This window comes from Tateyamaria sp. ANG-S1 (genome assembly GCF_000814025.1).
Lineage (GTDB): Bacteria > Pseudomonadota > Alphaproteobacteria > Rhodobacterales > Rhodobacteraceae > Tateyamaria.
On sequence record NZ_JWLL01000003.1, the window covers coordinates 153159 to 174403 of the forward strand.

Genomic DNA, 21245 nt, shown 5'->3' on the forward strand with positions numbered 1-21245 from the left:
CAACCGCGTGCCAGAGCGGCGCGGTCAGTGCAAGGCAAGACTTGACGTGGTGCTATGCGACGTCCGTCAGAACACGCGCCAGTTCAAACAGGCGGCGGCGTTGGGCCTCTGGAATGGCGTAGTAGGTCCGCACCAGTTCCATCGCTTCCTTGTCGCTCAGCATATCCGTCGGCACGTTGCCTGTCGGTGCTTCTTGCGACGCGTCCTCTTTCAGCCCTTCAAAGAAAAACGCCACGGGCACACCCATCGCTTCGCCAATGTCCCACAACCGGGAGGCGCTCACGCGGTTCGCGCCGGTTTCGTATTTCTGGATCTGCTGGAACTTGATACCGACCATGTCCGCCAGCTTCTGCTGCGTCATGCCGATCAGCCATCTGCGCTGTCGGATCCGCTTGCCGACATGAACGTCCACCAGATGTGCCATGTGAATCCAACCTTGATACTTGCGTTACAACAGCACCTATACGCGCATTCGAAATACCGCTCGGCACTGAAAAGTTGTACTAACAATAGTTGGAACCGCGCCAGTTTTCAATGAAATCCACCCGCAACGCGCGAATACGACACAGCAATACATCAAAACCTGTGGACATTTTTGAGAAAACAGGTCTCGCACACGCGCAATTTGCACTGTGCCGCATGATGCAGCGATCAGGTCGTTTCTTCGCACGGTTCAACACGTTACGCGGTAAACGTGATGCGCTTTTTGCTACCTATAATTGAAAAGCGAAAACATATCTCGCAACGAAAGTCGTCAATTCAGTCCCGAGAAAGGGTCTTGGGGCGCATTTCACCCATCGGCCAAATTCCGCTGACGCATTCGATTCGGGATAGCGTTTCAAACACCCGAGACAGCGCGCAATGCAACGCCATCCGGCGCTTGAAAGGCCCTGCGCAGGAAACCGACAAGGGCGTCATGCACCTCACCGCTCGCACCACCCGCCCCATACAGGTTTATGCTGTGCGCAGGCAGTTCAGGCAGCGCGCCGCCATGCTCGATCCGGTCCAGGTGCGGCGGCTCGGTCCCCTCAATCATCGAATGGACAGCCAGATCAGCACTCACCGTGGCCTCAATCGTCCGGTCGCTTTCCGTTTCAACCACCACGTCCCAGGGAATGCCCGCCGCATCCAGCTGCTCAACCACCCGCGGGCGAAAGGTGCATTGCCGCCCGAAGGCCAGTTTAAGCGGTCGTTGACGCCATGCTGACCCGCCCGGCGCACCCACCCAGCACAGCGGCTTGGTGCACAACTGCTCGCCGCCTGCATCAATGCCGGTTTCGGTTGTCAGGATGATATCGCAGGCCCCCTTGGCAAATTCGGCCTTCAGCCGCCGGGTGTAAGAGCTGTCGAGTTGCACCTTCACCCGCGGAAAGGCCGCGTGGAACTGCTTGAGCACCCGCGGGATCGCCGGATAGACGATATCATGCGGCACGCCCAACGTGATCTCGCCCTCATAGGCTTGGTCGGTCAGCCGGGTGATCACCTCGTCATTCAACGCCACCATGCGCCGGGCATAGACCAGCAGCTGCTCGCCCGATGCCGTCAGGGCAATCGTGCGGCCCGACCGGTCGAACAGATCCAGGCCCAAAAGCTCCTCCAGACGCTTGAGCTGCATGGACACGGCCGATTGCGTCAGGTGCAAAAACCCCGCAGCCCGCGTGACCCCCCCGCTCTCCGCAACCGCGACAAAGGACCTGAGCGTTGTGATGTCCAGATTTCTCACATCAATCCTCCTGATGGGTCATATCAAAAACATTCGTTTCAAGAATATGCCGACATGCACCATATACATCAACAGAAATGATGTAACTGCAAAATTCAATCACAAAATCAGAAAGGACGACCCATGGCCCTTATCGATGTCACCCCCCGCAACTCCGCACTTTCACCGGCACCCCGTCGTCCGTTTTCGTTGCGCACCCTGCTGACCGTCTGGAGATCCCGCCGGGCGCTGGCGCGCCTTGACGCGCAAGGACTTTCCGATGTCGGCATCGACGCAAAGGTCGCGGCCCGCGAGAGCGCCAAGCCCATCTGGGACGTGCCCGCCACCTGGCGCACCTGATCACACAACATGTTGTGCGGCATTTATGACAAAAACGGTCGGAATGTCGCACATCATGGGCCTAAAACCCTTTAAAAACCCTTGAATGACAGGGGCACTGACCCGATATTTGACGCAACGCGGGCGGAAATCCGCGACCGGTGGATGTACCACCGGGCTTTGTATCAATTTGGAGGTCAAATATGGCTGAGTTGAATACGATCCGGTCCGCGGCCGGTACACGCGCCGCCCAGATCGATGCGGGCCTGCGCGCCCACATGAATAAAGTCTACGGCACGATGTCCGGCGGCATGCTGATCACGGCCCTCGCGGCCTGGTCGATTGCCGGACTGGCTGTGACGACAGATCCGACAGGTGCCACCGTCGCCCTGCGCGAAGGCCAGTACCTGACGGGCCTTGGTGAGGTGCTCTACACGACACCGCTGCGCTGGGTCGTGATGTTTGCCCCGCTGGCATTCATCCTCTTCGGTTGGGGCGCGCTCATGCGCCGTGGTTCTGCCGCGGCCGTGCAGACAGGCTTCTTCATCTTCGCCGCCGTCATGGGCGTGTCGATGAGCTCGATCTTCCTGGTGTTCACACCCTACTCGATCACACAGACCTTCCTGGTGACGGCCATCGCCTTCGCGGGCCTCAGCCTTTGGGGCTACACCACGAAAAAGGACCTGTCCGGCATGGGCACGTTCCTGATGATGGGTGTGATCGGCCTGATCGTGGCGATGATCATCAACCTGTTCCTGCAGTCCGGACCGATGATGATGGCCATCTCGGCGCTCGGTGTCCTGATCTTTGCAGGTCTGACCGCGTTCTACACGCAGGACATCAAGAACACCTACATCGCCCACGCATCGCACGGCGATCAGGAATGGCTGGATAAAGCTGCCTCCGACGGCGCGCTGAGCCTCTACATCTCGTTCCTGAACATGTTCCAGTTCCTGCTGATGTTCATGGGCCAGCAAGAATAGGCTGCACACCACGCACAGATACAAAAGGCCGGTCCAAGCGACCGGCCTTTTTCTTTGCCGGGTCGGCGGGTGGGCGCCTTTTGCGCGTCAGCGCAAAACAGAGCACCCGACGACATCACAGCGTCTGCGTCATCCGCACCGATGGAAAGACGATCCCATCGCCCAACGGCACGTCGATCAACCCAACCTGCCGAAACCCCACAGCTTCGTAAAAAGGCACCGCCGTCCGTGTGGCCGAACACTCCATCCGCACCACACCCGCAGCGCGCGCCACAGCAAAACAGTGCAGCATCAACAACCGCCCCACTCCGCGCCGCAATGCACGGTCATCGGTCACGACATGCCGGATATGGCCCACACCGGTCTCCTTGCGGTCCGGCGTCCAACCGCCCGCGCCCAGCACCACATTATCCTCCTCGACCACATAATATGTGCCGCAGGCCAGCAGGTCCGGTTGCGCTCGACTGATGATGGGCAGCGCTGTGACCAGCACAGACGGCGGATAATCCGCCTTCAACAGCTTCGGATAGGTCCGCGCCAACAGCGCGTCCACGGCAGCCAAATCCGCCTTGGTCGTGGGTCTGACCTGCATCATGTCTGCTCCTCTTCCATCGCTGCATAGGACAAATCATAGACGTAGCTCTTGGCCCCTTTTGCCGTGACCCAAGGGCCCTCAGGCGGGCACGCACCCTGCTCTGCCACCGGCACCTCCCATGTCCGTCCAACCAGCGCACGGCTCTGCGGGTCACGCATGATCCAGCCTAGAACCTCATCCCAGACAAGGGTCAGGTCCGGCCGATCCGCGCGCCGATAGCATCTCGCCACCTGCGCGTCGCGCGCAAAGCGGTACACAAGGCCATCCGACCGGCGGGTGAGCGTAAGGCTGTCCATGATCCATCTCCAGAAAAAGAAAAAGGCCGCGTCCCGGAGGGCGCGGCCTTTGACATCGAAAGAGGGGCGATCTTACTTGATCTTGCCTTCCTTGTATTCGACGTGCTTGCGCGCCACGGGATCGTACTTCCGTACGACCATCTTCTCGGTCATGGTGCGTGCATTTTTCTTGGTCACATAGAAGTGGCCGGTGCCTGCGGTCGAGTTCAGGCGGATCTTGATCGTGGTTGGCTTGGCCATGTTCTGTCTCCTGCGTCGCCAGAAAAGCCTGCAAGGCCCGCCAGCGGGAAATTCGTCTTGAACCGCGCTTTTACCCGCGCCCCGCCCCGAGTCAACCCCGACCGGAGCGGGTTCAGCAACAGGAGCAGAAAAAACGCGCGGAGGGGCTGTAAGCCGGATTCTGTCTAGGGCGGTTGCCCGCCCCGAGATGACCATTCATCTCGCGACACTGTTGCCAGTGCCGCTCTAGCTGCCAACCCGGACCTGCTGGGGCAGAAGCGGCCCCGGACCGTTGCCGGTCCACGCGATCCCTATTTGGCATTGCTCCCGGTGGGGCTTGCCATGCCCGGTCTGTTGCCAGCCCGGCGGTGGGCTCTTACCCCACCGTTTCACCCTTACCCCTTGCGAGGCGGTTTGTTTTCTGTGGCGCTCTCCGTCGGGTTGCCCCGCCCGGGCGTTACCCGGCACCGCTGCTTCTGGGAGTCCGGACTTTCCTCGACATCACTGCCGCAGCCATCCGCCCCTCCGCGCTGGACGCGCATACGGGTGAAGGCGGGGGCGCGTCAATGGGTGGTGTTGCGCAGGTGGTGGGTGCGGGAGCCTCCGGCGGGAGTTTACTTGGCAAGATGAAGAAGGATCGCAACGCTCAGGTGCAGACCGGTGTTCTGCATGTCAAAGCGGCGAAGTCCTCGGGACCAAGCGGCCCGGTCGCGTCTGGCCGGTGGCGCAGGCGAACCGCAGCAAGAAGCGCATCGTCTGACACGTCAGCGGCGTATCCGGCAGCCCGCGCCAGATGCCGAAACGCGTCGTTGCCCATGCCGGATGAAGACGTACCCACCACACGCCGTGCCGCCAAGCCGCGTGCCTCAAGCCGCGCCCAGTCAAAGAACGGTCCGGGGTCGAACTTGCGACCCGGCGCCATGTCGGAATGCCCGATGACATTTTCAGGCAGGATCGCCCAGCCCGCGAGGATGCTCGCCAGCAGCACCTCAAGGCTTTGCATCAATGGCTGCGCAAAAGGTCCCTGCCCGTCATTGTCGAGTTCGATGCCGATCGACCGTGAGTTGATGTCCTGCAACCCGTCCCATTCTCCAACCCCCGCATGCCAGGCGCGCAGGCCCTCCGGCACCAGCTGGGTCACTCGCCCTGTTTTGCAGATCACGTAGTGCGCCGACACTTCGGCCGCCGGGTCGCATAGTCGCTCAATCGCCGCCTCGGCCGTTGCCATTGCCGTGTAATGCAGCACGACATGCGTCGGTCGCAGCCCGTCACGGCGCAGTCCGCAATTGGGCGATGGATGCTGATGCAGGATCAGTTGCCAGCCGCGCGGCGGAATGGGGCCGGGTCCCACGCGCAGGCATACCCATCGCCATCCGGGTCCAGCCCTTGGCGATCCCGCTCGGGCCCGCCACGGGCAAGGAAGTCGATCTGCGCCTCGTCGGCGGAATTGTAGGCCGCGCAATTGCGTTCAAAGCGCGCAGCGGAACCGACGCCGAACCGGCGATGCACCCGCGTGCCCTTCGGATGCCGCGTCTGCAGGGCGTACTGAACGACATTCGGCTGCGCGCTCTCCGCCCGCGATGGCAGGGCTGTAGGCTGCACGACCTGATACTGCTGCCGGTTCGCTTCCAAACGCGCCGCATCGCTTTCGATGGACTGGCGCGACGACACAGCGTCAAAGTCATTCTCGTCCGAAATGCCGGGGTTGTTCAGGATCACGGGTGCCGCATTGGACGGGCTTGCATTGACCACCGCCTGCCCGGAATTGGCCTGCGCCGCTGCCGCGTCATTGGCCGCCGCAATCTGCGCCAGTTCCGCATCCAGACTGGCCGGATTCGACACGGCACGCGGCGTCTGGCGTGCGGCCTGAGCCTGCGATGTCGGCGGTAGCGGCTGTGTGCCAACCGCAGGGGCTGCCTGCACCGCAGGTCCGGTCAACTGCGCATCACGCGACTGACGGGCCTCCAGCGTGTTGGGGTTTTCAAAGCCCACACCACGCCCCGGATCGGCAAAATCGCCCGGATTGCTGTCGGGAATGGCGGGCTGGCACGCAGCCAGTCCGGCCACGGCGCCCAGCATCAGAAAGCTGCGGAAATTCATCATCTGCTCCACCCTCTTTGGGTTTTGGTCGAACCGAATTACCACCATTTACCGGGTTTTGCTACAAAACCCGCCCGCGCCTCAAGGGCGTAGGCGGTGTTCAGCAAATCACCCTCTTCCCACGGTCGACCAATCAACTGCAGTCCCAACGGCAAACCCTGCGCATCGGTTCCCGCCGGCACCGAAATACCTGGCAGGCCAGCCATGTTGACGGTCACGGTGAACACATCGTTGAGATACATCTGCACTGGATCATCCGACGCTTCGCCCAGTCCAAAGGCGGCAGAGGGCGTCGCAGGCGTCAGGATCGCGTCAATCCCTTGGGCAAAGACATCTTCAAAGTCTTTCTTGATCAGCGTCCGCACTTTGCGGGCACGGTTGTAGTAAGCGTCATAGAACCCAGCACTCAGCACATAAGTCCCAATCATCACCCGGCGCTTCACCTCATCGCCAAAGCCTTCGGCGCGGGTCTTTTCATACATCTCGGTGATGCCGTCGCCCTGATCCAGCTTGGCGCGATGGCCATAGCGCACCCCGTCATATCGGGCGAGGTTCGAGGACGCCTCGGCAGGCGCAATCACGTAGTAGGCGGGCAGCGCATACTTCGTGTGAGGCAAAGAGATATCGACAATCTCCGCCCCCGCATCGGCCAGCATCTCGCGGCCTTGCGCCCAAAGCGTCTCGATCTCATCCGGCATCCCGTCCATGCGGTACTCCGCCGGAATGCCGATCTTCTTGCCCTTTATGTCGCCGGTCAGCATCGCCTCGAAATTCGGCACTGGCAGATCGGCACTGGTCGAATCCTTCGGATCATGGCTGCACATGGTTTCCAGCATGATCGCCGCATCGCGAACCGACTTGGTCATCGGCCCCGCCTGATCCAAAGACGAAGCAAAGGCCACCACGCCCCAACGCGAACAACGCCCATAGGTCGGTTTGATGCCCGTGATGCCGGTGAACGCCGCAGGCTGGCGAATGGAGCCACCCGTATCCGTCCCGGTCGCCGCCAGGCACAAGTCAGCGGCCACGGCGCTGGCCGAGCCGCCCGACGACCCGCCCGGTGTCAGTTCACGGTCATCAACCTTCCAAGGGTTCACGGCATTGCCATACACGGACGTTTCGTTGGACGACCCCATGGCGAACTCATCCATGTTTAGCTTGCCCAACATGACCGCACCCGCATCCAGCAGGTTACCACTCACGGTGCTCTCATATTCCGGCAGGAACCCTTCCAGAATGCGGCTCCCGGCCTGGCTCGGCACACCCTTGGTGCAGAACAGGTCCTTGATGCCAATGGGCAACCCGCACATGTCGGGCGCATCGCCCGCCTTGATCCGCGCATCAGCAGCCTTGGCCTGATCACGTGCAATCTCGGGCGTGTTGTGGACAAAGGCGTTCAACGCCCCTGCCCTTTCGATCTCGGTCAGACACGCCTCGGTCAACTCGACAGATGTCACATCACCCTTGCGCAGCGCATCACGGGCTTCGGCCAGCCCCAGCTTGTTCAATTCAGCCATCACTCAACCACCTTTGGCACGGCAAAGAACCCCTCGCGGGCATCAGGCGCATTCACCAGCACCTTGTCCTGCTGGCTGCCATCGGTCACCTCGTCCACCCGGCGCTTCAGGCGCTGCGGGGTGACGGAGGTCATGGGCTCCACACCCTCGACATCCACCTCACTCAGCTGCTCGATGAAGCCAAGGATCGTGTTGAATTCAGCGGCCAGAGCCGGAAGCTGGTCATCCTCGACCTTGATCCGGGCCAGTTTCGCCACGCGCGCGGCGGTGCTTTGATCGATGGACATGAAATCCCTCTTTTGCGTCTTTGGCGGCTTTATCGCGGGGCGGGTGCGCCTTCAAGCCTGTTGGCCCCTGATTGGCTGCGCATATGACGCACATAGACCTCAATCATCCAGCCCAGCATGAGGCCATTCAGGATGTGCCACAGAAAATGCGTGCCCAGTGGGATCTGCGCGCACAGCATTTCATCAACAGAACGCGCCGTAAGCGACACAAGCAGGATCGCCGCGCCGATCACAAATCCGCGCGCGAGGTTCGGGTGACGCTGATACAGCAGCACCGCATAGACCACGATCAGGGCCGGAACGGGCAAATAGCCCGCCGACACGCCCAGAACCGGCACATATTGAAACAGCGGCACGGTCACCGCTGCATAGGGAAAAAACAACGCCGTCGCCCCCAGTGCCCAGCCGGTCCGCATACCCCAGACATCACGGTTGATGGCAAAGATATAAAGCAGGATGAACCCGGCAATAGGTGCCACATCCGCAATGGCCGACCACACCTGCGCGTGAGTGTGAAATAGGTAGCTGCCCAATCCGATCAACGCCAACACGACGCACAAGGCACGGGCCAGCGGCACCCCCGCACTGCGCCGCCACATCCAGAGCGCCGCAATGACAAAGGCCGCATTGGTCACCGCATTCACCGGCTCGGCCCAATAATGTGGCCCCACCCGCTCGCAATACCCGTCAATCTGGCGCAAGAGTTCCATGCCTTTTCACCTACCCCTCAACCCGCGCCGTTCAAGAGGGGCACCGCACGTTGCGTTAACCCTCACCAAACCGCCCGATGGGGGTGCACAGGGGGTGTACGGATGGTGCACAGGGGGTGACACCCTGCCACCACCCCTTAACCTCCCTGAATATCGGGTAAATCCCAGAGCGAATCGCACCGGTCCGGGGCTTCGCCTCACGGTGTTTGTCGCTGCGCGGACCGGTCCGAATTCCCTGTTTCAAAAAAATCCCCGCCGGAGGCTCCCGCACTCTCAATTCGGCGCTACACTCGATCAAAAGGGAGAGACATCATGAACATCATCTGGCTCGGCCACGGCAGCTTCCGCATCGAAATCGGAGACCAGATCCTCCTGATCGACCCATGGCTCACAGGCAACCCCATGCTCCCCGAAGACCAGCATAAAGCGGCCATCCAAGACGCCACCCACATCCTCGTGACGCACGGCCATTTCGACCACACCGCGGACATCGTCGAGATCAGCAAGCAAACCGGCGCACCCGTCTCGGCGGTCTTCGAACTGGGCAATCTCCTCTTCGCCAAGGGTGCGATCCAAGGTCATGCCTACGGTCGCGGCGGCACGATCAGCCTTGGCGATGTCACCGCGACCCTCGTCCCTGCATCACATTCATCCTCTATCGGAGACGATGAGAACCCGCGCTATTCCGGCCAGGAATGCGGCTTCATCCTGCGGGGCGAAGACAAGGTGATCTATATCTCGGGCGACACCGATATCATGGCCGACATGCAATGGATCGGGGACTACCACAAACCCGATATCGGCATCCTGTCAGCTGGGGGCTACTACACGATGGACATGGCAGGCGCGGCCTATGCTGCACGACACTACTTCCACTTCGACACGGTAATCCCCTGTCACTACAAGACTTTTCCGCTTCTCGAACAATCAGCAGATGTGCTGAAGAAAGAGCTGCCGGGCGTGAAGGTGATCGAACCCGACATGATGAAAGCCATCACCCTCTGACCGGGCGCACCCGGAATTTTTCAAAAATTCAAAAAAATTCCGGACCGTTTTCTTTCTAAGAAAACGGCTACCGCCGGTCTGCGAAAAACCCTCTGAGCAAGTCTTCAGCCTCGCGCGCTCCAATCCCGTCATAGACCTCGGGCACGTGATGCGCCTGCGCATGCGAAAACACCCGCGCCCCGTGCGCCACCCCGCCCGACTTCGGATCAGACGCCCCGTAATACACCCGCGCAATCCGCGCAGCAGCAATGGCGGCTGCACACATCGCACAGGGCTCCAGCGTCACATAAAGATCATGACCCACCAGCCGCTCCGACCCCGCAGCGGCACACGCCGCCCGGATTGCGAGAACCTCAGCATGGCCCGTCGGATCACTCAGCTCCCGCGTCCGGTTGCCTGCCCGCGCCACGATCTGCCCTTCAGGCGACACCACAACCGCCCCCACAGGCACCTCGCCCCGCGCACCAGCCGCCCGCGCCTCCTCCAGCGCCTGATCCATGAATGATCGAAACTCCATGGCGCTTCCCTGCCACGCCGCTTGCCTGCCGCGCAACCCAGGGGTAAGCCCGGCCCATGACCCAGGACACCCCCAAAGGCGACCGCATCGCCAAGGTTCTCGCCCGCGCGGGCATCGCCAGCCGCCGCGGCGCTGAGGACATCATCACCGCAGGCCGCGTGAGCGTGAACGGCAAGCGGATCGACAGCCCGGCGCTGAACGTAACCGACAGCGATAAGATCACGGTGGATGGCAAACCCCTGCAAGCCCCTGATCCTGAACGGCTTTGGCTTTACCACAAGCCTGCGGGCCTTGTGACAACGACCAAGGACGAACAGGGGCGCAAGACCATCTTCGACACCCTACCCGAAGACATGCCGCGCGTGATGAGCGTCGGCCGCCTCGACCTCAATTCCGAAGGATTGCTCCTCCTGACAAACGACGGCGGCATCAAACGCAAGCTCGAACTGCCCAGCACCGGCTGGATGCGCCGCTACCGCGTGCGGGTGAACGGGCGTCCCACCGACCCGCAGCTCGAACCTCTGCGCAAGGGCGTCACGGTCGAGGGTGAGCACTTCCAACCCATGCAGGTCACACTCGACCGTCAGCAAGGCGCAAATGCGTGGCTCACCGTCGGTCTGCGCGAGGGCAAAAACCGCGAAATCCGGCGCGCCATGGACAGCATCGGCCTCGCCGTGAACCGGCTGATCCGCGTCAGCTACGGCCCCTTCCAACTGGGCGAGCTGAAACAGGGCGCGGTCGAGGAAGTCCGCCGACGTGTCTTGCGCGACCAGCTGGGTCTCGACCCCGAACCTGATACACCCGGCGCCAAGCCCAAAGGCAAACCCCGCCGCACGCGCAAGCCGCAACGGCGCTAGATGCATATGTGACGCATATCGCAAAACATTCCCCTTGCGCCCGTCATTTGCGCGTCACACCTCTCATAGATCAGAGGGGATGCGCGCACCCCTAGTGCCGCACCCACAAACGGGCTATATAATTGATAGCCAACAGGGAACGACGGGATGGAGCCGACCGCATTTCAGAAAATCGCCTTTGCCGCGCTGATTGCGCTGATGTTCGGCGTGACGCTGGGCCTGCTCGGTGGTCTCTGACCTGATGGGGGGGCATCTGGCTTACGTGCACCGGTCCATCAACCGCGCAGTCACCGGCTTATCGGCTGCTGTGCTTTGCGTCTTTTTGTCCCCTGTACAGGCCCAAACGGGCAACACCGTACTCTATCCACCGGGCGCACCGAAAATCGCCTCTGAATTCCGGTCGCGCAAAGGGGTGAACGGTCTGCCCCGTGGCGCACGGCACCAGGGCATCGACATCAAGGGCCCCAACGGCATGCCCATCCTCGCCGCCGCAGACGGGCGCGTGCTCGAAACCGATGTCGGATCCTGCTGGGGACCGACCATCGTCTTGGATCACGGCACCGGCACCGACGGCAAACGCCTGATCGCCGCCTATGGGCATCTCGGCCAGATGAAGGTCAAGGCGGGTCAGACCGTGCGCCGCGGCCAAACCATCGGCGCGCTCGGCAACAACCACAGGGATTTCAGGTGCATCGTGGCCGTGCGCCACCTGCATTTCCAACTGGGCCGCGCGTGGCGCGGACCGGAAAAGGGCACATTCTGGGGGCATATGCGCTATCTGCGGGATGGCAAGCGCGGCACCAACCCACATCAATACTGGGCAGACGGGCCAAACCGAGTCACCTGTTTTGAAGCCGGGCGCACCTACCCCGCCGGAACGCTGACCTACCCCGTTCCCTGCGCGGGAAGGAGCTGAGACAATGGCCAAGCGCTTTGGCGGCAAATTCAGCCCCGACCCCACCGACGCAACCGACACGGGCAACCGCCCGGCCTTTGACCGGGCCAAGGTCGATCCCGTCGGCGCGCGCGCCAACCTGATGTTCGTGCCCGCCGTCCCGATGGTGTTTCTGGCGCTGAACGACGGTGCGGCGGGCCTTGTCACCGCACTGGTGTCCGCAGGGTTTCTGACCGGCGGCGCCTTCATGCTGCGCGAGGGGCTCAAGGCCGAGGCCGCTTACCACACCCGCAAGGTCGCCCGCCGCCCTGCCCTGCCGCGCAAAATCATCGCAGCCTTCCTCGTGGGCTTTGGTATCACGCTGGCCGCCTACCGCTCTGATCCGGGGATCATCGCACCACTGCTCTACGGCCTCGCAGCTTTCGGCCTGCACTTTGCCGCCTTCGGCATTGACCCCCTGAAATCCAAGGGGCTCGAAGGCGTCGACAGCTTCCAGCAGGACCGCGTGGCCCGCGTCGTGGACGGCGCCGAAGACCTGCTCACCGACATGCGCGACGCCATGAAACGGGCCGAAGATCGCAAGATGGAACTGCGGCTCGACCAGTTCCAGACCACCGTGCGCGACCTCATCCGCACGGTCGAGGAAGACCCGCGCGACCTGACTGCCGCCCGCAAATATCTGGGCGTCTACCTGATCGGCGCACGTGACGCGACGGTCAAGTTCGCCGACATCTACGGGCGCAGCCGCGACGCACAGGCCCGTGCCGACTACGCGGCCCTTCTGGACGACCTGGAAAAAAACTTCGCCGCGCGCACCCGCAAACTGCTCACCGAGGATCGCTCCGACCTCACCATCGAAATCGACGTGCTGCGCGACCGCTTGCAGCGCGAAGGCGTGCGCGTGTCGCCCGCTGATGATGTCTAACGATAAGGATCACGTCATGTCCGAAACAGTCCGCCAAAAGGCCGAAGCCGCCCTTGCCCAGGTCGAGGAAGTCACCGCCGTGGTGCTGCCCGAACCCAAGGACGCCAACGCGATTGTCCCGCTCGAACAAGCCGACGCGCCCGTGGGCACAGAAATCCGCGCCCGTATGGACGAGATCGACATGGAAGACACGCAATCCATCGTGTCCTTCGGGTCGGCAGCGCAGGCCGAGTTGCAGGAAATCAGCCAATCCATGCTGCAGGACGTCCGAAACAAGGATGTGGGCCCGGCAGGCGACTCTCTACGCAACATCGTCACCACGATCCGCGGTTTTTCAGTCTCCGAACTAGACGTGCGGCGCGAGCGCAGCTTCTGGGAGAAGTTGCTGGGCCGTGCCGCCCCCTTCGCTAAGTTCACCGCCAAGTTCGAGACGGTGCAGGGCCAAATCGACAAGATCACCGACGACCTGCTGGCGCATGAACACACGCTCTTGAAGGACATCAAGTCGCTCGACCTGCTCTACGAAAAGACGTTGCAGTTCTATGATGAACTGGCGCTCTACATCGCCGCGGGCGAGGAGAAGATCAAGGAACTGGACGACACCGTCATCCCGGCCAAGCAGGCCGAAGTGGACGCCGCTGCCGAGGATGATCAGGTGATGAAAGCGCAGGAATTGCGCGACCTGCGCGCCGCCCGCGATGATCTGGAGCGGCGGGTACACGACCTGAAACTGACCCGTCAGGTGACCATGCAATCCCTGCCCTCGATCCGGCTGGTGCAGGAAAACGACAAGAGCCTCGTTACCAAGATCAACTCAACCCTCGTCAACACAGTCCCGCTTTGGGAAACCCAGCTGGCGCAGGCTGTCACCATCCAGCGCAGCGCCGAAGCCGCAGCTGCCGTCCGTGACGCTAATGACCTGACGAACGAGTTGCTCACCGCCAACGCCGCCAACCTGCGCGAAAGCAACAAGGCGATCCGGACCGAGATGGAGCGCGGCGTGTTTGACATCGAAGCGGTCAAACAGGCCAACGCCGATCTGATCGGCACTATCGAAGAAAGCCTTCAGATCGCGGATGAAGGCAAGGCCAAGCGCGCCGCTGCCGAAGAAGAACTCAAGAAGATGGAAGCCGACCTGCGCGACACACTGGCGTCGGCCAAGGCGCGCAAGGATGGTGTGGGCGACACCGCTGGCACGTCGGTTCCGAACTGACGACAGACCTATGTTCGGGGCACGGATAAAGCGCGGGATCATGGCATGGGGCGGCCTCGCTGCCCTTGCGCTGCTTGGCGCGTGCGAGATGTTCGAGCCGGTGGAACCGGTGCTGACGCCCAAGGTGCGGCCCGCTGGGCTCGCCCCGCCACAGGTGCCTGACATTCAGGCCACCAGCCAGGAAAGCGCCGCGCTGCGTTCATATCTTGCACAGGTGCAATCCAGTCAGCTGACCTCGGGCCTCTTGAGGCAGGATGGGGGTGGGCCGGACACGCCCTTCACCTCCGACATGCTGGCCCGCAACTTTGAAGAGATCGTGTTCTTCAACGAATACGCAGCCCCCGGTGTGCGGCCCGGATCAGCGAGCGCCCTGCGCCGCTGGACGGCCCCCGTGCGCATCGGGATCGAGTTTGGCCCATCCGTGCCACCCAGCCAGCGCACGCGCGACACCAATGACGTGATCGCCTACGCCCGCCGGCTGGCGCAGGCCACCGGGCACCCGATTTCCGTGTCCGACAACCCGAATTTCCTCGTGTTCTTCGTGTCCGAAGACGACCGCGCCGCGACGTTGAACGCACGCGCCCCCGGCCTGCCCGGTGTAAACCGCACCAATCTGGCCCCCGTGCGCAACCTGCCGGGCGACGCGTATTGCGCCGTTGCCGCTTATGCCAGTGGCCCCGAGCGCTCGACCTACACGGCTGCTGTTGCCGTGATCCGCGCCGAAAATCCCGACCTCTTGCGCCTGTCCTGCATTCACGAAGAACTGGCGCAAGGCCTCGGCCTTGCCAATGACAGCCCCGACGCGCGCCCCTCGATCTTCAACGATGACGACGAGTTCGCCCTACTCACCGGCCACGACGTGAAGCTGCTGGGGATGCTCTATGACAAACGTCTGCGCCCCGGCATCGGATTGGCAGAGGCCAAACCCATCGTCCGCACCCTTGCCGCCGAAGCCACAAGCACCGGCCCATCCTGACGACCAGACCAAAGGAGGCTCAGCATGAGCATTTTCGACTTCCTCTCCGGCCAGTTCATCGACGTCATCCATTGGGTGGACGACAGCCGCGACACCATGGTTTGGCGGTTCGAGCGTCACGGCCACGAAATCAAGTACGGCGCCAAGCTGACCGTCCGCGAGGGTCAGGCCGCCGTCTTCGTCCACGAAGGACAGCTGGCCGACGTCTTCACCCCCGGTCTCTATATGCTTGAGACCAACAACATGCCCATCATGACGACGCTCCAGCACTGGGATCACGGCTTCAAAAGCCCGTTCAAGTCCGAGGTCTATTTCGTCAACACCACCCGCTTCAACGACCTGAAATGGGGCACGAAGAACCCGATCATCTGCCGCGACCCGGAATTCGGCCCCGTTCGCCTGCGCGCCTTCGGCACTTATTCCGTCAAGGTGGCCGATCCCGCCCGTTTCCTGGTCGAAATCGTCGGTACCGATGGCGAGTTTACGATGGACGAGATCAGCTATCAGATCCGCAACATCATCGTGCAGGAGATGTCGCGCAGCCTCGCCAAGTCGGGCATCCCGGTCATGGACATGGCCGCCAACACCCGCGAATTGGGCCAGCTTGTGGCCAAGGAAATCAGCGCCCAAATCGCCGAATACGGCCTGACCTTGCCCGAGCTTTACATCGAAAACATCTCACTTCCCCCCGCGGTCGAAGAGGTGATGGACAAGCGGTCTTCCATGGGCGTGATCGGAAACTTGAACGAGTACATGCAGTTCCAGGCAGCAGAAGCGCTCGGGCGCGAGGGCGGCGGAGCATCAGATGCGATGCAGGCCGGACTGGGCGCAGCGATGGGCCTGCAAATGGGCCAGCAGGCCGCAAACTCCGGCCCCTGGGGCGCGCAACCTGCGCGTGGCGGTGCTACACCACCGCCCCCACCCGTCGAACATGTCTGGCACGTGGCCGAAAACGGCGAAACCAAGGGCCCGTTCTCAAAGGCCCAGCTTGGCCGCATGGCACAGGCCGGGGAACTTAGCCGCGAAAGCTATGTCTGGACGGCTGGTCAGGACGGCTGGATGAAAGCCGAGGATGTCACTGAACTGGCCCAGCTTTTCACAATCCTGCCGCCACCTCCTCCACCGGGGATCTGATCGGTGCCGGTAGCGGCGCTGGACAACAAATGTGAGCGTTGAGCCCACGCTCAAGTGTTCCCGCCAGGCAGCCAATTACAGCTTCCGACGATGGTTTGTTCGGAATTGCGCGCCTTGTCATACACCTGAATGACAACCCAGCGCCTGTCATTGCCCTATACGCTTTTCATCGCCCGTCGCGAAGGAGAGCAGGCATGGATTTACAAGCCATCGGAATAGTTTTGGTCTCGCAGACCAAGGAAAAACGTTTCGATCCCGCTGACGAAGAACAATACTATCAGGAGCTGGCAGCTGGCAGGCATGTCGCAATGATGGTCGAGGTGGTGTCGGCTGGATTTACACTCTTCCTGTCTGTTTTTGCCCGTGTTTCCCCAAAGAGGCTGCGCACCCTATGGAAGCCGACCCCCGAATGACAAAGCAAGATGACGACCGTGCGGCCATCCTTGCCGCCGTCGAGGCGGAGACCGACGCTTATCTGCGACATGACTATGAAGCTTGGCAAAGCTGCTGGCATGATGCGGATGAGATTCAACGCATTCAAACGCATGTCGGAAGCGGTGTGACCGTCACCAAAGGTCCTGCTGTGAGAGACCAGATGCGGGGCATTTTCGCCCAGGCACAGCCGTGGCAATTGCCAAGGAGGTTTCAACGCGAGAACTATTCCATCGTGATCGGGTCGGACATGGCTTGGGTGAGCTACGACCAGATCGGGGATGCGCCGAGCATTCCAAAAGACATTCCCGGCCAATATCACGAGCTCAAGATCCTTCAGAAGGTAGATGGCGCGTGGAAAATTTCGTGCCTTGTCAGCACTCAAATTCGCACGACATCGACGCAAAGCCCGATGATCCAAGTGGATAGCGAGGGGCGCGTCCTTGAGATGAACACGTCAGCGCAGGATCGGCTCCCTGACCATCCCCTGCTGTATTTGAAAGCAAACAGGATTTGGGCAAGAGGTGAGGACGCGCTTTTGCATCTCCAAGAGGCCGTCACCTGGGTTGCCACAATCAGAACCCGGCACACACCGTGCGTCGGTGAAGAGGCCGTAATCCGCTCCGTGCCGCTAGGACAGGATGATGCGGGGTTGGCGCATATCTGCTGGGTGCTTCTGCGGGACGGCAAGCTGTTGATTACGTTTGATGATCGTGAACGACTTAAGACACAACTCAACACGGCAGGCGAAGTATACCAGTTGTCGGAAGCGCAACAAAAACTCGCCCATCACCTTGTGGCGGGTAGCGACCTTGCGGCTGCCGCCGATGCGATGGATATCAGCACGAATACGGCGAAGACGCATTTGCAACGTATCTACGACAAAACCGGTGTACGCGCGCAACCCGCCCTCGTGCGCATACTCTTGAGCGCAGACCGGCGTGATGTTTAGCTGGCGGCATTTGCAACGAAGCCTCAGGTCCTATTGAAGAGAAATCCGACTGGCGCGCAAACGCAGTAAAAGCCCGCTTCGTCCCGCACGGCCTCTACCGACCAATAGTAAGGCGTGACCGGCATTCCGTTTGAATGCAGTTCGCACCATTGTCGTCGCTGCCCGTGCCGTCCATTGACCAGCGCTGTCTGTAGTGCCGGAACCTGGTGAACAACCGCGGGTCGGTGTCTTCGCTCATCCCACATGCAAACTGGTGCGACACAGCGCTTGCATATAGCCATTGTAAGCCAACGCCATTACGCTCGGTCAGAGAGACAGGAACCACAATGCGCCGCAAAGCCACCATTGCCCTGCACTGGGCGAATTTCGTTCTTCTGATCCTGCTGGTAGCAGGCGGGCCGATCCCCGCCATTGCATGGGCCTTTGTGCTGACAGGGATTGGCATGTGCGCCATCGCCATCATCCAAGGGTTAATGAACGGACCGGGCCCCAAACTCGAAGGCGCGTTACGCACCGCCCACCCGTGGCTCAGCCGTGGCATGTACGCGGCGCTTGGCCTCGTCGCCGCCCTCACCGCCTGGTATATGCTCGGCGGGCGCTGGGGCGGTCCGACGCTTGTCGATCTCTACCTCTACCTCATCGCCGCCTCGTCCTTGCACGCGATCTTCCACCTCTGGCGACACACGGCACTTGGCGACGGGGCCTTACGCCGAATCACGCCAAAGGCGATGCACTCCATCCTATGACCGATCTTCCCGACCAGACCACGACGGCCACCCAAGCCGATCACCGCTTTCCCTGCGACAATTGCGGGGCCGACTTCCGCTTTGACCCGCGTGCGGGGCTCCTTGTCTGTGACCATTGCGGCAACACGGCCCCCATGGACACCGACGCCCCCCGCGCTGTCGCCCCCATCGCAGAGCTAGACTACCGCGCCGCCCTCACCGCCGACCTGCCCAGTGCAGAGATCGAGGAAACCCGCGTCTCGACCTGCCCCAACTGCGCGGCGCAAGTGGAATTCGACGCCACCCTCCACGCCACCGAATGCCCGTTCTGCGCTACACCCGTCGTCACAGACACCGGCGCGCATCGGCACATCAAACCGCGCGGCGTCTTACCTTTCGCCCTAACGGAAGGCGAGGCACGGGACGCCATGACCAACTGGCTCGGCAGCCTGTGGTTTGCCCCAAACGGCCTGCAGGACTACGCCCGCAAGGGCCGCGCGATGCAGGGCATCTATGTCCCCTACTGGACCTTTGATGCCGACACCCACAGCAGCTACTCAGGCGAACGCGGCACCGTTTACTACGAGACAAAAACCGTCATGCGGGACGGCAAGCGCCAGCAGGTGCAGGTGGCCAAAGTGCGCTGGCGCCCCGCCCGCGGCAAGGTCGCCCGCTTCTTCGACGATGTGCTGGTGCTGGCCTCCAAGTCCCTGCCCAAACGCTTCACCGACGCGCTGGAGCCCTGGGACCTGAGCGAAATGGAGCCCTACGCCCCCGAATTCCTGGCAGGCTTCCGCGCCGAAGGCTATGCAGTCGAGTTGGAAGAGGGTTTCGAGGAAGCCCGCGCCAAGATGGACCGCGTCATTGCCCGCGACGTCAAATTCGACATCGGCGGCGACCGCCAGCGCATCCATTCGATCGACACCACACTGGGGGCGATCACCTTCAAACACGTGCTGCTGCCCGTCTGGCTCGCCGCCTACAAGTACCGGGGCGAGACCTACCGCTTTGTTGTGAACGGACGCACTGGCCGGGTGCAGGGCGAACGGCCGTGGTCCACGATCAAGATCGCCATCGCCGTGATCCTCGGCCTGATCGTAGCCGCAGGTATCGGCCTTGTGGCGGCAGCCCAGTAATGACCGACTTCGACAACCTCGACGCAGTCCTATCCGCCCGCTTCTCCTGCCGCGCCTTCCGCGGCGATCCCGTACCACGCGCCGACATCGAACGGATCATCGCAACCGCGCAAAAAGTGCCAAGCTGGTGCAACGCCCAGCCGTGGCAGGTGATCGTCACCGCCGGGGCCGAAACCGACCGCTTCCGCGACGCGCTCTACGCTGCAGCCCGAACCACACCACCAGCCCCGGACATGCCCTGGCCCGAAGGCTACCCCGGCATCTACGGGATGCGCCGCCGCGCCTGCGGCTTCCAACTGTACGACGCGGTGGGCATCGAAAAAGGCGACCGCGCCGCCTCCGCTCAGCAGATGATGGAAAACTACCGCCTCTTCGGCGCACCCCACGTGGCAATCATCACCAGTCCCAAAGTTCTGGGCCCCTACGGCGCCATGGACACAGGCGGCTTTGTCTCCGCCTTCTGCCTCGCCGCGCAAGCGCTTGGCATCGCCACAATCCCCCAAGCCGCCATCGCCGCCCAAGCCCCATTCGTGCGGGATCACTTCACCATCGCGGAAGACCGCAACATCCTCTGCGCCATCTCCCTCGGCTATGCCGACATGGACCACCCAGCAAACAGCTTCCGCACAGACCGCGCGCATGTCACAGACGTCATGGAGTGGAAGGAATGAGAGCACTTCTGCAAAGGGTGAGCGAGGCGTCGGTGACCGTCGAGGGCGCAGTGGTCGGCCAATGCGGTCCGGGCCTCCTGATTCTCGTCTGTGCCATGCCCGGCGACACGTCTGACACGGCCAAGACGCTCGCCAAGAAGGTGTCCAAGCTGCGGCTGTTCAAGGACGATGCAGGCAAGATGAACCTGTCGATCCTGCAAACCGGCGGCAGTGCGCTTGTGGTAAGCCAATTCACACTGGCGGCAGACACTTCCCGCGGCAACAGGCCGGGATTTTCCGGTGCGGCCAAACCGGACGAGGCCGAGGCGCTGTACCTGCAGTTCGCCCAAGAATTGCTTGACTTGGGGGTTGAGACGGAAACCGGTAAATTCGGTGCAGACATGTCCGTCGGCCTCACGAATGACGGCCCGGTCACTATTTGGCTGGATACACAGACCGACTAGACCGGACACGTCTGCTGTGCGGACATTACCGACATCGCCATGGTCCTCTAAATCAGGCAGTGTTAGATTATGACATGCCAGTTTTAGTTTCCCTATCAGGCCTTCCCGGAGTGGGCAAAACCACCTTGGCCAAAGCCCTCGCGCCGCGTGTCAAAGCTTTTCACCTTCGCGTAGATTCCGTGGAAGTTGCGATGAAGAACAGCGTTCTAAGCATTCATTCAGCAGAAGACGCAGGCTACCTAGCACTGGCGTCTATCGCCAAAGACAATCTCTTTCTTGGCTTTGATGTGATTGTGGATACGGTGAACCCAATTGCAGTAACGAGACAATTATGGTCCGAAACCGCCGCCGCTTGCGGTGCGCATCTATTGAACGTTGAGGTCATATGCTCTGATGAGACCGTTCACCGGGATCGGGTAGAGAAGCGCGAAAATGACATTGAGGGCCTCAATGTTCCTGACTGGCAGCAGGTAAGCAATCGCGCATTTGAAGCGTGGGAACAGGATCGAGTGACTTTGGATACCAACGCAGTGTCCATCGAAAGATGTGTGGCCACAATAGCCGATGGAATGGCAAACCTGCACTCCACAACTTTGTAGGTCCGGGCCCTAGGCCG

General features: G+C 61.6%; 27 protein-coding genes and 1 other RNA gene. 16 read left to right on the top strand and 12 right to left on the bottom strand.

Annotation, left to right across the window (positions count from 1 at the left end; translation table 11 throughout):
* Nucleotides 1–52: 52 nt before the first annotated feature.
* Together RA29_RS02580 and RA29_RS02585 are read right to left on the bottom strand one after the other, a co-directional pair.
* The gene (locus RA29_RS02580; protein ID WP_039682672.1) at nt 53–424 is read right to left on the bottom strand and encodes a helix-turn-helix domain-containing protein; all 372 of its coding nucleotides are present in this window, start codon (nt 422–424) and stop codon (nt 53–55) included.
* A 414-nt stretch (nt 425–838) separates the two neighbouring features.
* Entirely contained in the window at nt 839–1723 is an 885-nt protein-coding gene (locus RA29_RS02585) for a LysR family transcriptional regulator (RefSeq protein WP_039682674.1), read from the bottom strand.
* 123 nt (nt 1724–1846) lie between these two features.
* Here RA29_RS02585 and RA29_RS02590 point away from each other — a divergent pair, with 123 nt between their 5' ends.
* The gene (locus RA29_RS02590) at nt 1847–2062 is read left to right on the top strand and encodes a hypothetical protein (protein WP_039682676.1); all 216 of its coding nucleotides are present in this window, start codon (nt 1847–1849) and stop codon (nt 2060–2062) included.
* A gap of 182 nt (nt 2063–2244) precedes the next feature.
* On the top strand, nt 2245–3024 hold the full coding sequence (locus tag RA29_RS02595; RefSeq protein ID WP_039682678.1) for a Bax inhibitor-1/YccA family protein: 780 nt from the start codon (nt 2245–2247) through the stop codon (nt 3022–3024).
* Between the two features lie 115 nt (nt 3025–3139).
* On the opposite strand, the gene RA29_RS02600 is transcribed toward RA29_RS02595, so the two are convergent.
* The 9 genes from RA29_RS02600 to RA29_RS02635 form a co-directional block, all read right to left on the bottom strand.
* Complete coding sequence (locus RA29_RS02600; RefSeq protein ID WP_039682679.1) at nt 3140–3619, bottom strand: GNAT family N-acetyltransferase; 480 nt, start codon at nt 3617–3619, stop codon at nt 3140–3142.
* Nucleotides 3616–3915 carry a hypothetical protein gene (locus RA29_RS02605; protein ID WP_039682681.1) on the bottom strand — a complete coding sequence of 100 codons (300 nt, stop codon included), beginning with the start codon at nt 3913–3915 and terminating at the stop codon, nt 3616–3618. Before RA29_RS02605 ends, RA29_RS02600 begins: the two co-directional genes overlap by 4 nt.
* A gap of 72 nt (nt 3916–3987) precedes the next feature.
* Entirely contained in the window at nt 3988–4155 is a 168-nt protein-coding gene (gene rpmG, locus RA29_RS02610) for a 50S ribosomal protein L33 (RefSeq protein WP_039682682.1), read from the bottom strand.
* A gap of 133 nt (nt 4156–4288) precedes the next feature.
* Nucleotides 4289–4663: RNase P RNA component class A (gene rnpB / locus RA29_RS21760), an RNA gene on the bottom strand.
* 117 nt (nt 4664–4780) lie between these two features.
* Complete coding sequence (locus tag RA29_RS02615; protein ID WP_241462536.1) at nt 4781–5485, bottom strand: N-acetylmuramoyl-L-alanine amidase; 705 nt, start codon at nt 5483–5485, stop codon at nt 4781–4783.
* A complete protein-coding gene (locus RA29_RS02620) occupies nt 5446–6237 on the bottom strand; it encodes an excalibur calcium-binding domain-containing protein (RefSeq protein ID WP_039683845.1) in 792 nt (263 codons plus the stop codon). Before RA29_RS02620 ends, RA29_RS02615 begins: the two co-directional genes overlap by 40 nt.
* A gap of 35 nt (nt 6238–6272) precedes the next feature.
* A complete protein-coding gene (gene gatA, locus RA29_RS02625; protein ID WP_039682684.1) occupies nt 6273–7751 on the bottom strand; it encodes an Asp-tRNA(Asn)/Glu-tRNA(Gln) amidotransferase subunit GatA in 1479 nt (492 codons plus the stop codon).
* On the bottom strand, nt 7751–8038 hold the full coding sequence (gatC, locus tag RA29_RS02630; RefSeq protein WP_039682686.1) for an Asp-tRNA(Asn)/Glu-tRNA(Gln) amidotransferase subunit GatC: 288 nt from the start codon (nt 8036–8038) through the stop codon (nt 7751–7753). The genes gatA and gatC overlap by 1 nt, the downstream gene beginning before the upstream one ends.
* Nucleotides 8039–8067: 29 nt before the next feature.
* Nucleotides 8068–8748 carry a ceramidase domain-containing protein gene (locus tag RA29_RS02635; protein WP_039682688.1) on the bottom strand — a complete coding sequence of 227 codons (681 nt, stop codon included), beginning with the start codon at nt 8746–8748 and terminating at the stop codon, nt 8068–8070.
* A 312-nt stretch (nt 8749–9060) separates the two neighbouring features.
* On the opposite strand from RA29_RS02635, the gene RA29_RS02640 reads away from it, so the two are divergent.
* Nucleotides 9061–9753 (top strand): metal-dependent hydrolase, encoded by a 693-nt coding sequence (locus RA29_RS02640; protein WP_039682689.1) that lies wholly within the window; start codon nt 9061–9063, stop codon nt 9751–9753.
* Between the two features lie 67 nt (nt 9754–9820).
* Here the strand turns inward: RA29_RS02640 and RA29_RS02645 are convergent, their stop codons facing one another.
* A complete protein-coding gene (locus RA29_RS02645; protein WP_039682691.1) occupies nt 9821–10270 on the bottom strand; it encodes a nucleoside deaminase in 450 nt (149 codons plus the stop codon).
* A gap of 56 nt (nt 10271–10326) precedes the next feature.
* On the opposite strand from RA29_RS02645, the gene RA29_RS02650 reads away from it, so the two are divergent.
* From RA29_RS02650 to RA29_RS02710, 13 genes are all read left to right on the top strand, one after another.
* Nucleotides 10327–11127: a pseudouridine synthase gene (locus RA29_RS02650; RefSeq protein ID WP_039682693.1), complete on the top strand. Its 801-nt coding sequence runs from the start codon at nt 10327–10329 to the stop codon at nt 11125–11127.
* 226 nt (nt 11128–11353) lie between these two features.
* Nucleotides 11354–12043 (top strand): M23 family metallopeptidase, encoded by a 690-nt coding sequence (locus RA29_RS02655; protein WP_039682701.1) that lies wholly within the window; start codon nt 11354–11356, stop codon nt 12041–12043.
* Between the two features lie 4 nt (nt 12044–12047).
* Complete coding sequence (locus RA29_RS02660) at nt 12048–12947, top strand: 5-bromo-4-chloroindolyl phosphate hydrolysis family protein (RefSeq protein ID WP_039682703.1); 900 nt, start codon at nt 12048–12050, stop codon at nt 12945–12947.
* Between the two features lie 16 nt (nt 12948–12963).
* Nucleotides 12964–14160: a toxic anion resistance protein gene (locus RA29_RS02665; protein ID WP_039682705.1), complete on the top strand. Its 1197-nt coding sequence runs from the start codon at nt 12964–12966 to the stop codon at nt 14158–14160.
* A 40-nt stretch (nt 14161–14200) separates the two neighbouring features.
* Nucleotides 14201–15136, top strand: coding sequence for a DUF2927 domain-containing protein (locus RA29_RS02670; RefSeq protein WP_039682706.1), 936 nt, complete (start codon nt 14201–14203; stop codon nt 15134–15136).
* 24 nt (nt 15137–15160) lie between these two features.
* Complete coding sequence (locus RA29_RS02675) at nt 15161–16270, top strand: SPFH domain-containing protein (protein WP_039682708.1); 1110 nt, start codon at nt 15161–15163, stop codon at nt 16268–16270.
* Between the two features lie 194 nt (nt 16271–16464).
* Complete coding sequence (locus tag RA29_RS02680; protein ID WP_039682710.1) at nt 16465–16683, top strand: hypothetical protein; 219 nt, start codon at nt 16465–16467, stop codon at nt 16681–16683.
* On the top strand, nt 16680–17654 hold the full coding sequence (locus RA29_RS02685; RefSeq protein ID WP_206540132.1) for a DUF4440 domain-containing protein: 975 nt from the start codon (nt 16680–16682) through the stop codon (nt 17652–17654). Before RA29_RS02680 ends, RA29_RS02685 begins: the two co-directional genes overlap by 4 nt.
* 326 nt (nt 17655–17980) lie before the next feature.
* Nucleotides 17981–18400 (top strand): hypothetical protein, encoded by a 420-nt coding sequence (locus tag RA29_RS02690; protein ID WP_039682712.1) that lies wholly within the window; start codon nt 17981–17983, stop codon nt 18398–18400.
* Nucleotides 18397–19515, top strand: a complete 1119-nt coding sequence (locus tag RA29_RS02695) for a TFIIB-type zinc finger domain-containing protein (protein WP_039682714.1) — start codon at nt 18397–18399, stop codon at nt 19513–19515. Before RA29_RS02690 ends, RA29_RS02695 begins: the two co-directional genes overlap by 4 nt.
* Nucleotides 19515–20186 (top strand): nitroreductase, encoded by a 672-nt coding sequence (locus RA29_RS02700; protein ID WP_039682716.1) that lies wholly within the window; start codon nt 19515–19517, stop codon nt 20184–20186. Before RA29_RS02695 ends, RA29_RS02700 begins: the two co-directional genes overlap by 1 nt.
* Nucleotides 20183–20629: a D-aminoacyl-tRNA deacylase gene (dtd, locus tag RA29_RS02705; protein WP_039682718.1), complete on the top strand. Its 447-nt coding sequence runs from the start codon at nt 20183–20185 to the stop codon at nt 20627–20629. The genes RA29_RS02700 and dtd overlap by 4 nt, the downstream gene beginning before the upstream one ends.
* 74 nt (nt 20630–20703) lie before the next feature.
* Nucleotides 20704–21228 carry an AAA family ATPase gene (locus tag RA29_RS02710; protein WP_039682720.1) on the top strand — a complete coding sequence of 175 codons (525 nt, stop codon included), beginning with the start codon at nt 20704–20706 and terminating at the stop codon, nt 21226–21228.
* Nucleotides 21229–21245: the final 17 nt, after the last annotated feature.

Coding starts and splice junctions, on each gene's coding strand:
- RA29_RS02605 (WP_039682681.1), bottom strand. CDS start 3,915: ATGGACAGCCTTACGCTCACCCGCCGGTCGGATGGCCTTGTGTACCGC.
- RA29_RS02620 (WP_039683845.1), bottom strand. CDS start 6,237: ATGATGAATTTCCGCAGCTTTCTGATGCTGGGCGCCGTGGCCGGACTG.
- RA29_RS02700 (WP_039682716.1), top strand. CDS start 19,515: ATGACCGACTTCGACAACCTCGACGCAGTCCTATCCGCCCGCTTCTCC.
- RA29_RS02695 (WP_039682714.1), top strand. CDS start 18,397: ATGACCGATCTTCCCGACCAGACCACGACGGCCACCCAAGCCGATCAC.
- RA29_RS02670 (WP_039682706.1), top strand. CDS start 14,201: ATGGCATGGGGCGGCCTCGCTGCCCTTGCGCTGCTTGGCGCGTGCGAG.
- RA29_RS02685 (WP_206540132.1), top strand. CDS start 16,680: ATGACAAAGCAAGATGACGACCGTGCGGCCATCCTTGCCGCCGTCGAG.
- RA29_RS02665 (WP_039682705.1), top strand. CDS start 12,964: ATGTCCGAAACAGTCCGCCAAAAGGCCGAAGCCGCCCTTGCCCAGGTC.
- RA29_RS02675 (WP_039682708.1), top strand. CDS start 15,161: ATGAGCATTTTCGACTTCCTCTCCGGCCAGTTCATCGACGTCATCCAT.
- RA29_RS02600 (WP_039682679.1), bottom strand. CDS start 3,619: ATGATGCAGGTCAGACCCACGACCAAGGCGGATTTGGCTGCCGTGGAC.
- RA29_RS02635 (WP_039682688.1), bottom strand. CDS start 8,748: ATGGAACTCTTGCGCCAGATTGACGGGTATTGCGAGCGGGTGGGGCCA.
- gatA (WP_039682684.1), bottom strand. CDS start 7,751: ATGGCTGAATTGAACAAGCTGGGGCTGGCCGAAGCCCGTGATGCGCTG.
- RA29_RS02710 (WP_039682720.1), top strand. CDS start 20,704: ATGCCAGTTTTAGTTTCCCTATCAGGCCTTCCCGGAGTGGGCAAAACC.
- RA29_RS02650 (WP_039682693.1), top strand. CDS start 10,327: ATGACCCAGGACACCCCCAAAGGCGACCGCATCGCCAAGGTTCTCGCC.
- RA29_RS02595 (WP_039682678.1), top strand. CDS start 2,245: ATGGCTGAGTTGAATACGATCCGGTCCGCGGCCGGTACACGCGCCGCC.
- RA29_RS02580 (WP_039682672.1), bottom strand. CDS start 424: ATGGCACATCTGGTGGACGTTCATGTCGGCAAGCGGATCCGACAGCGC.
- gatC (WP_039682686.1), bottom strand. CDS start 8,038: ATGTCCATCGATCAAAGCACCGCCGCGCGCGTGGCGAAACTGGCCCGG.
- RA29_RS02680 (WP_039682710.1), top strand. CDS start 16,465: ATGGATTTACAAGCCATCGGAATAGTTTTGGTCTCGCAGACCAAGGAA.
- RA29_RS02640 (WP_039682689.1), top strand. CDS start 9,061: ATGAACATCATCTGGCTCGGCCACGGCAGCTTCCGCATCGAAATCGGA.
- dtd (WP_039682718.1), top strand. CDS start 20,183: ATGAGAGCACTTCTGCAAAGGGTGAGCGAGGCGTCGGTGACCGTCGAG.
- RA29_RS02590 (WP_039682676.1), top strand. CDS start 1,847: ATGGCCCTTATCGATGTCACCCCCCGCAACTCCGCACTTTCACCGGCA.
- rpmG (WP_039682682.1), bottom strand. CDS start 4,155: ATGGCCAAGCCAACCACGATCAAGATCCGCCTGAACTCGACCGCAGGC.
- RA29_RS02690 (WP_039682712.1), top strand. CDS start 17,981: ATGCGCCGCAAAGCCACCATTGCCCTGCACTGGGCGAATTTCGTTCTT.
- RA29_RS02660 (WP_039682703.1), top strand. CDS start 12,048: ATGGCCAAGCGCTTTGGCGGCAAATTCAGCCCCGACCCCACCGACGCA.
- RA29_RS02645 (WP_039682691.1), bottom strand. CDS start 10,270: ATGGAGTTTCGATCATTCATGGATCAGGCGCTGGAGGAGGCGCGGGCG.